Origin of the sequence: Pseudonocardia lacus (assembly GCF_018531445.1) — a bacterium.
In the GTDB taxonomy this organism is placed as follows: Bacteria; Actinomycetota; Actinomycetes; order Mycobacteriales; family Pseudonocardiaceae; genus Pseudonocardia; species Pseudonocardia lacus.
Window position 1 is genome coordinate 1 of record NZ_JAHDTH010000289.1, and the last position, 7,321, is coordinate 7,321.

The 7,321-nt window shown below is 74.9% G+C and carries 7 protein-coding genes and 1 pseudogene; 2 read left to right on the forward strand and 6 right to left on the reverse strand.

Annotated features, from left to right (window positions below; genetic code table 11):
- Positions 1 to 121: 121 nt before the first annotated feature.
- The 5 genes from KIK08_RS35750 to KIK08_RS35770 form a co-directional block, all read right to left on the reverse strand.
- Positions 122 to 736: an RNA polymerase sigma factor gene (locus KIK08_RS35750; protein ID WP_214407748.1), complete on the reverse strand. Its 615-nt coding sequence runs from the start codon at positions 734 to 736 to the stop codon at positions 122 to 124.
- A 120-nt stretch (positions 737 to 856) separates the two neighbouring features.
- A complete protein-coding gene (locus KIK08_RS35755) occupies positions 857 to 2,053 on the reverse strand; it encodes an MFS transporter (RefSeq protein ID WP_214407749.1) in 1,197 nt (398 codons plus the stop codon).
- A gap of 34 nt (positions 2,054 to 2,087) precedes the next feature.
- On the reverse strand, positions 2,088 to 2,894 hold the full coding sequence (locus KIK08_RS35760; RefSeq protein WP_308258108.1) for an SAM-dependent methyltransferase: 807 nt from the start codon (positions 2,892 to 2,894) through the stop codon (positions 2,088 to 2,090).
- Positions 2,895 to 3,011: 117 nt separating this feature from the next.
- Positions 3,012 to 3,917 (reverse strand): Sco1979 family transcriptional regulator, encoded by a 906-nt coding sequence (locus KIK08_RS35765; protein WP_214407750.1) that lies wholly within the window; start codon positions 3,915 to 3,917, stop codon positions 3,012 to 3,014.
- 265 nt (positions 3,918 to 4,182) lie between these two features.
- Positions 4,183 to 5,076: a LysR family transcriptional regulator gene (locus KIK08_RS35770; protein WP_214407751.1), complete on the reverse strand. Its 894-nt coding sequence runs from the start codon at positions 5,074 to 5,076 to the stop codon at positions 4,183 to 4,185.
- 68 nt (positions 5,077 to 5,144) lie between these two features.
- Here KIK08_RS35770 and KIK08_RS35775 point away from each other — a divergent pair, with 68 nt between their 5' ends.
- Entirely contained in the window at positions 5,145 to 6,110 is a 966-nt protein-coding gene (locus KIK08_RS35775; RefSeq protein ID WP_308258109.1) for an EamA family transporter, read from the forward strand.
- Positions 6,111 to 6,228: 118 nt separating this feature from the next.
- Positions 6,229 to 7,143, forward strand: a complete 915-nt coding sequence (locus KIK08_RS35780) for an ABC transporter ATP-binding protein (protein ID WP_214407752.1) — start codon at positions 6,229 to 6,231, stop codon at positions 7,141 to 7,143.
- An 8-nt stretch (positions 7,144 to 7,151) separates the two neighbouring features.
- On the opposite strand, the pseudogene KIK08_RS35785 reads toward KIK08_RS35780, so the two are convergent.
- Positions 7,152 to 7,321: pseudogene (locus KIK08_RS35785) on the reverse strand (IS110 family transposase); the annotation flags it as partial.

The window sequence follows — 7,321 nt, forward strand, 5'->3', positions numbered from 1 at the left end:
GGGCGCGGCGGCCAGGTCCAGCAGCCGCCGCAGGTCGGCCGGCTCGTCGCCGCCGTCGAGGAGCCGCTCCGCGACGGCGCGGCCCAGCCGGGTCCGGGATCGTCCGGTGCCCACGGGGTCCTCATCCATCCTGGTCACCCGCCGTCCAGCCGTCGGCCTCGAGCATGCGGGCCAGCCGGCGCAGACCGCGGTGCGCGGCCACACGCACCGTGCCGGGCCGCTTGCCCAGCACCTCCCCCGCCCGCACCGCGTCGAGACCGATCACCGCGCGCAGCAGCACCGCCTCGGCCTCGGTCCGGGGCAGTTCCAGGATCCGGTCGACCGCCCAGCGCGTCGCCAGGTCGCCCAGCGCCGAGTCCGAGGCGTCCTGGCGGTCGGGCAGTGCGGTGAGGGCGTCCAGGTCGACGGGCTCGGACGCGCGCCGACCGCGCCTGCGGGTCACGTCGATCGCCCGGTTGCGGCAGATGGTGCTCACCCAGCCCCGGAACCCGTCGAGGTCGCCGACGAAGTCGCGCACGCCCTTCGCCACGTTCAGCCAGGTCTCCGCCGTGACGTCCTCGGCGTCCGCGCCGACGAGCGCCGTCGCGTACCGCAGCAGGCGCGGCTGCAGGTGGCGGTAGAGCACGGTGAAGCCCGCCTCGTCGCCGGCCTGGGCGGCGCGCAGCGCTTCCTGCAGGTCGGCGTCGGCCCGCCCGCGTCGGGCCCCGGCACGGGCCTCCGCGGCAGCACGCAACACGTTCCTCCACCTCGTCGAGGAAGGGCGCGGAGCGCTGGTGCGCGCGCCCTACCCGTCCGCGTCGTCAGCGCGGAGGGCCCGGGAAGTGTTACCGACGCGGGTGACGGGCCGGTCCGCGGGTCATCGCGCCTGGTCGAGCGCCGTCGGCGGGGTCGCCCCCGGCAGCCGCACGAGCGCCGCGAGCCCGCCGGCCAGCGTCGCCGCCGCCACCAGCAGCAGCGCCGAGCCGAAGCCCATGCCCTCCACGGCGGAGCCGGCGACGATCGGCCCCAGCGCGATGCCGCCCGCGTAGGCCAGGTTGAACAGGGCGTAGGCCCCGCCCAGCGTGGGCGGGACGGCGCGGGCGCCCTGCTCGCCGATGAGCACGGTCGCCGGGACGAACACCAGCGCGGTCGCCACACCCAGCAGGCCCATGCCCGCCGAGACCGCCCACACGTCGTCGACCAGGCCGACGACCGCCAGCGACAGCGCGCCCGCCGCCGCACCCGCGCCGATCAGCACGCGCGGGCTCGTCGTCGCCGTCCAGCGGCCCACGACGAGGTTCGCGAGGATGCTGGTGAGCACGGCGACCGCGAAGACGAGCCCCACCCCCGCGGCGTCCAGGCCGAACCGCGAGGTCAGCTGCAGCGGCAGGACGGGCTCGGTGGCCGACAGCAGCGCCGCGCCCACCACCACGGCGCCCACGATCGACACCGTGCCCGGCACCCGCACCAGCGCCGTCGGGCCGGCGACGTCGTCGTCCGAGGGCGGCGTCGCGCGGACCAGCACCAGCCGCAGCACGCCGTCCACCACCGCGAGCGCGGCCGCGACGACGAACGGGGCCGCCGGCCCGAACGCGGCCACCAGCACACCGGCGACCGGGGGGCCGACCAGCAGCCCCACCGACACCGCCGACATCGCCACCCCGAACGCCTGGCCGCGCCGCTCCAGCGGGGTGACCGCCGCGATGAGCGCCATGCTCGCGACCCAGGCGAGCCCGCCGGCGGCCCCCTGGGCCGTGCGGGCGACCAGCAGCAGCCAGAACGGACCGCCCGCGGTGAACAGCAGCACGGCGACGGCCAGGCCGACCAGGCCGGCCATGAGCGGGCCGCGCGTGCCGAACCGGTCGACCGCCCGCCCCGCCAGCGGCGTGACCACGACCATGGCCACGGCGTAGGAGGCGAACAGGAAGCCGGTGGCCGACGGCCCGGCCCCGACCACCGCGGGCAGCAGCGGCAGGACCGGGATGGCCACGCCGTAGACGAACAGGTCGGTGAACAGCGCGACGCCCGCGACCAGCAGGGCCGCCCGCGGGGACGTCGTGGGGCGCGCCGGCATCAGCGGCGCGCCACGGGGCCCGCCGGGGCCCGGGTCACGGTTTGCGGGCGACCGCGCCGTAGCCGTCGATCGGCTCGACCTGCCCGACCTCGGCGTCGTCGGGCCGCCAGTGGGTGACCGAGACGACGCCGGGCTCGACGATCTCCAGCCCGTCGAACCACCGCTCGATCTCGGCGACGGTGCGCTGGTAGTACGGCGAGCCCATGTCGGCCTGCGCCTTCGCCCCGGCCCGGGCGCGCTCGCTGGTGTTGGTGCCGTCCCACAGGGCCAACCAGCTGCCGGAGGGGACGCTGTCGACCACGTGCTTGACGATCGCGTGCGCGGCGTCGGGGCTCTCCAGGTAGCCGAGCACCCCCATGAACATCACCGCGATCGGCTGCGAGAAGTCCAGCACCTCGCGCGCGCCGGCGATGATGACGTCGGGCTCGTTGTAGTCGGCGTCGATGTAGTTGACGATGCCTTCGGTGGACTGGTTGACCAGCAGCGCGCGGGCGTGCGCCAGCACGAGCGGGTCGTTGTCCACGTAGACGATCTTCGATTCGGGCGCCACCGCCTGGGCGACCTCGTGGGTGTTCTGCATCGTCGGCAGCCCGGTGCCGATGTCGAGGAACTGGCGCACCCCGGCCTCGGCGGCCAGGAAGCGGACCGCGCGGATCAGGAACTGGCGGGACTTCAGCGCCGAGTCGGCGATGTCGGGCCACTGCTCGCGCATCGCCTCGCCGACCTGGCGGTCGGCCGGGTAGTTGTCCTTGCCGCCAAGGAGGTAGTTCCAGATCCGCGCGCCGTGCGGGACATCGACCTCGAGGTCGACATCGAGCTCGGCGATCTCGTCGTCGCTCACGGGTGGACGATAGTGCAGTTGGCGGGGGCGGTGACTCCCGGTAGGCGCTCGACAAGAGCTGTCGCCCGACAGCGTCCGGACGTCGGCTACGGCCCGGTCCGAACGGCGCCGGCGGCCCTAGATCTCGTCGTGCAGGCGCTGCAGGATCGCGCCCGCGCGGCTCGGCGGGGACAGCTTCGCCACCAGCCGGTCCATCACCATCGCGTAGTGGTCGACGTCGGTGCGCTTGTCCAGGTAGAGGGCGCTCGTCAGCTGCTCGAGGTAGACGACGTCGGGCAGGTCGGGCTGGGCGAAGCGCAGCATCGTGAACGAGCCACCCGCGGCGGCGTGCCCGCCGCGGCTCAGCGGCACGAACTGCAGCGAGATGTTGGACCGCTCGTTCATCCGCATGAGGTGGCGCAGCTGCTCGCGCAGTACCTCCGGGTCGGCGCAGACCGACCGCCGCAGCGCGGACTCGTCGACGACCGCCCACAGCTTGGGCGCGGCGTCCCGGGTGAGCAGCTGCTGGCGCTTCATCCGCAGCTCGACCCGGCGCTCGATCTCGTCGTGGCGGGTGTGCGCGAGCCGGGTGACCGCGCGCGCGTAGTCCGGGGTCTGCAGCAGCCCGGGGATGAACTGCAGCTCGAAGGTCCGGATCACCGAAGCCGCCTGCTCCAGGCCGATGTAGGTCTCGAACCAGCTGGGCAGCAGGTCGGCGTAGCGGTGCCACCAGCCCGGCTCGTTGGCCCGCCGGGCCAGGTCGAGGAACTCCTCGCGCTCGGCGGGGTCGACGACGCCGTAGAGGGTGAGCAGGTCGGCGACGTCACGCATCTTGAACCCGACGCGGCCCAGCTCCATGCGGCTGATCTTGGCCGCGGACGCCCGGATGGTGTCGCCCGCCAGGTCGCGGCTGATGCCGGCCTGCTCGCGCAGTCGCCGGAGGGTGCCGCCGAGTCCGATGCGCAGCACGGTCGGGCCGACCTCGGACGGGCCGGCACCGGACCCGGCGTCCGATGCGTGCCCGTGGTCCCTTGCCACGTCCATGACCAGCGTTCCCCTCGTTCGTTCCGCGCGACGTGCCCGCGTGCGTGCGTGACGAAGCGTGCAGCACTCCACCTCGGGGCAGTACACGGGCCCCGAACGGAGTAATCGAGATCGTCAATCTACAGACCGAGCGTAGGGCGCGGATCCCCCTTCTGAAGGATCGGCGCCCCGCGGAGAATCCGGCGGGGATCATCCCTACTGGCGCAGTCGGCGCATTCACCGTGGGAGATGCGGTGCAGGCACATCACCCGACGGAGACAGCCGATCACCCGATCGGGTGCTGACCGGCCGTTCCGGGCGCGCCGCGGTAGAGCTCGGCGAGCAGGCCGACCACGTCGTGGGTGGCGGGGTGCGGGTCGTCGCGCCACCAGATGACCCGCACCAGCACGGGGGGCGCGTCGCGCAGGCGGCGGAAGACCACGCCCTGGCGCTGGTACTGGGTGGACGTGCCCTCCGCGGTCACCCCGACGCACCGCCCGGCGGCGATCACCGCGAGCCAGTCGTCCACGTCGTGGACCTCCTCGACCTCCGGGCGGCTCCCGGCCGGCCAGAGGTCGGGCGTGGTCGTTCCGGTGCGCGGGTCGACGGCGAGCACGCGGCCGACGAGGTCGGTCAACCGCGGTTGGCGGCGGCGGGCCAGCGGGTCGTCGGCGGCGAGCGCGCAGCAGCGGGCCTCCAGGCCGACCACGGCCCCGGCGAAGCGCCGGTCGGCACCGGCGTCGGACCGCACGCGGACCACCGCGACGTCGCAGGCGCCCTCGGCGAGCCCGCCGGAGGCCGAGTTGGTGCGCACGAGGTGCAGGGCGGTGCCCGGGTGCCGGGCGGCCCACCGGCGCTGGAACTCGACGGTGTGGGTGCCCATCGCCGCCCAGGCGTGCCCGACGCGCAGCCTGCCCGGCTGGCTGCGCGCCTCCCGGGCCAGGTCGTCGACCTCGGCGAGGACCCGGCGCGCGCGGGCCAGCACCCGCTCCCCCGCCGCGGTGAGCACCACCCGACGGCTGGTGCGGCGCAGCAGGCGCGCGCCGAGCGCGTCCTCCAGGGCGGCCAGGGCGCGGGACACGGCCGGTTGGGAGACGCCGAGGTCGACCGCGGCGTCGGTGAAACCGCCCGCGTCGACGATCGCGACGAAGCAGCGCAGGTGGCGCAGCTCCACATCCATGCGTCCACCGTATCGGTGTCGCACGACATGCATTTTGGGAATGGATCGTGCCCGCCCATGCTGGCGCCGTGGACACCGCGACCCCGCCCCGGCCGGCAGCCGGCCCGACCGGCACCGGGCCCACCGCGGGCAGCGGCGACCGGCACGGCCGCGCCGCCGGGGTGGCGCTGATGCTGGGCAGCGCGCTGTCGAGCCAGTCCGGGGCCGCGATCGGCGCGCTGGCCTTCCCGGTGGTCGGTCCGGTCGGGGTGGTCGCCGTGCGCCAGTGGGTGGCCGGGGTGGTCATGCTGGCCGTGGGCCGGCCGCGGCTGCGCGCGTTCACCCGCCGCGAGTGGTGGCCCGTGCTGGGCCTGGCCGGGGTGTTCGCGACCATGAACGTCGCGCTCTACAGCGCGATCGAGCGCATCGGCCTGGGGCTGGCGGTGACCCTGGAGTTCCTCGGGCCGCTGGGCGTCGCGCTGGTCGGCGCCCGGCTGGCCGCTCCCCCCGGTCCGCGCCGGCGCGCCACGCTGGCGTGCGCGGCGCTGGCCGGCGCCGGGGTCGTCCTGCTGACCCGACCGCAGCCGAGCACCGACTACGTCGGTACCGCCCTCGGCCTGCTGGCGGCGCTGTGCTGGGCGGGCTACATCCTGCTCAACCGCACCATCGGGCAGCGGCTGCCCGGTGTGCAGGGCTCGGCAGCGGCCGGCGCGGTGTCGGGGCTGGTGTACCTGCCGATCGGGGTCGCCGTGCTGGTCGCCCACCCGCCGACCCCGGCCGCGCTGGCCTGCGCGGTGGCCGCCGGCCTGCTGGCCTCGGTGGTGCCCTTCCTGTCCGACCTGCTGGCACTGCGCCGGGTCCCGGCGCACTCCTTCGGCATCTTCATGAGCGCGAGCCCGGTGCTGGCCGCGGTGATCGGCGCCGTGGTGCTCGGCCAGGCGCTGGGCGCGCTGGACTGGCTGGCCATCGGGCTGATCGTCACGGCGAACTCCGTCGCCGTGCTCGTGACCCCGGCCGTCGCGCCGCACGACCGGCGGGCGCCCGCCGGCCCCTAGGCATTCCTGTGAATCGCCGCGCCCGCCGGGCCCCGGCGGGCGGGCCGGGCCGCGGTTTCCCAGGGTTCGTTCAGGAACGCCCAGGGAGCTCCCGGTACGGCTGCCCACGATCGGGGCCATGACGAACATCGACGTACGCGGCCTGACCAAGCGGTACGGCCACCGAACGGCGGTGGACGACCTGTCGTTCACCGTGTCCGCCGGCCAGGTGACCGGATTCCTCGGCCCCAACGGCGCCGGCAAGTCCACCACCATGCGGATGATCATGGGGTTGGCCGCCCCGAGCGCGGGGTCGGTCACCATCGGTGGCCGGCGCTACCGCGACCTGCCCGTGCCGCTGACCGAGGTGGGCGCGCTGCTCGACGCCGGGGCCGTGCACCCGGCCCGGGCCGCGCGCGACCACCTGCACGCGCTCGCCGCGAGCAACGGCCTGCCCCGCAGGCGGGTGGGCGAGGTGCTGGCCCGGACCGGGATGGAGGGGGTGGCCAGGGACCGGGTCGGGGGGTTCTCGCTCGGGATGCGGCAGCGGCTCGGGATCGCCGCGACGCTGCTCGGCGACCCGCGGGTGCTGATCTTCGACGAGCCGGTCAACGGGCTCGACCCGGAGGGCATCCGGTGGATCCGCGCGTTGATGCGCTCGCTCGCCGAGGAGGGCCGCGCCGTGCTGGTCTCCAGCCACCTGATGACCGAGATGGCGCAGACCGCCGACCACCTGGTGGTCATCGGGCGCGGGCGGTTGATCGCCGACACGGGCATGGGCGAGTTCATGCGGACCCGCGGGGAGGGTGCGGTGCTCGTGCGCGCCGACGACCCCGCCGCGTTCGCCCGGCAGCTGTCGGCCGCGGGCGCGACCGTCCGGGAGGGGCCGGAATCGGCCCTGGAGGTCTCCGGGATGACCGGCGAGCAGATCGGCAAGCTCGCCGCCTTCCACGGCGTCGCGCTCAGCGAGCTCGCCCCGCAGCGCGCCTCGCTCGAGGACGCCTTCATGGAACTGACCAGCGGCAGCGTCGAGTACGAGGGGGCGGCTGCCTAATGCTGTTGTCAAGCGGCAGCCGGCCTGTGGTCGGTTCGGTACTCGGTTCTCGTGCGCAGCATGGCGTGCAGGACGTTGACTCGTCGTCGGGCCAGTGCGATGAGAGCTTGGTGGTGGCGTTTGCCCTCGGCGCGTTTGCGGCGGTAGAACGTCTTGGATTGCGGGTCGCGTTGGATCG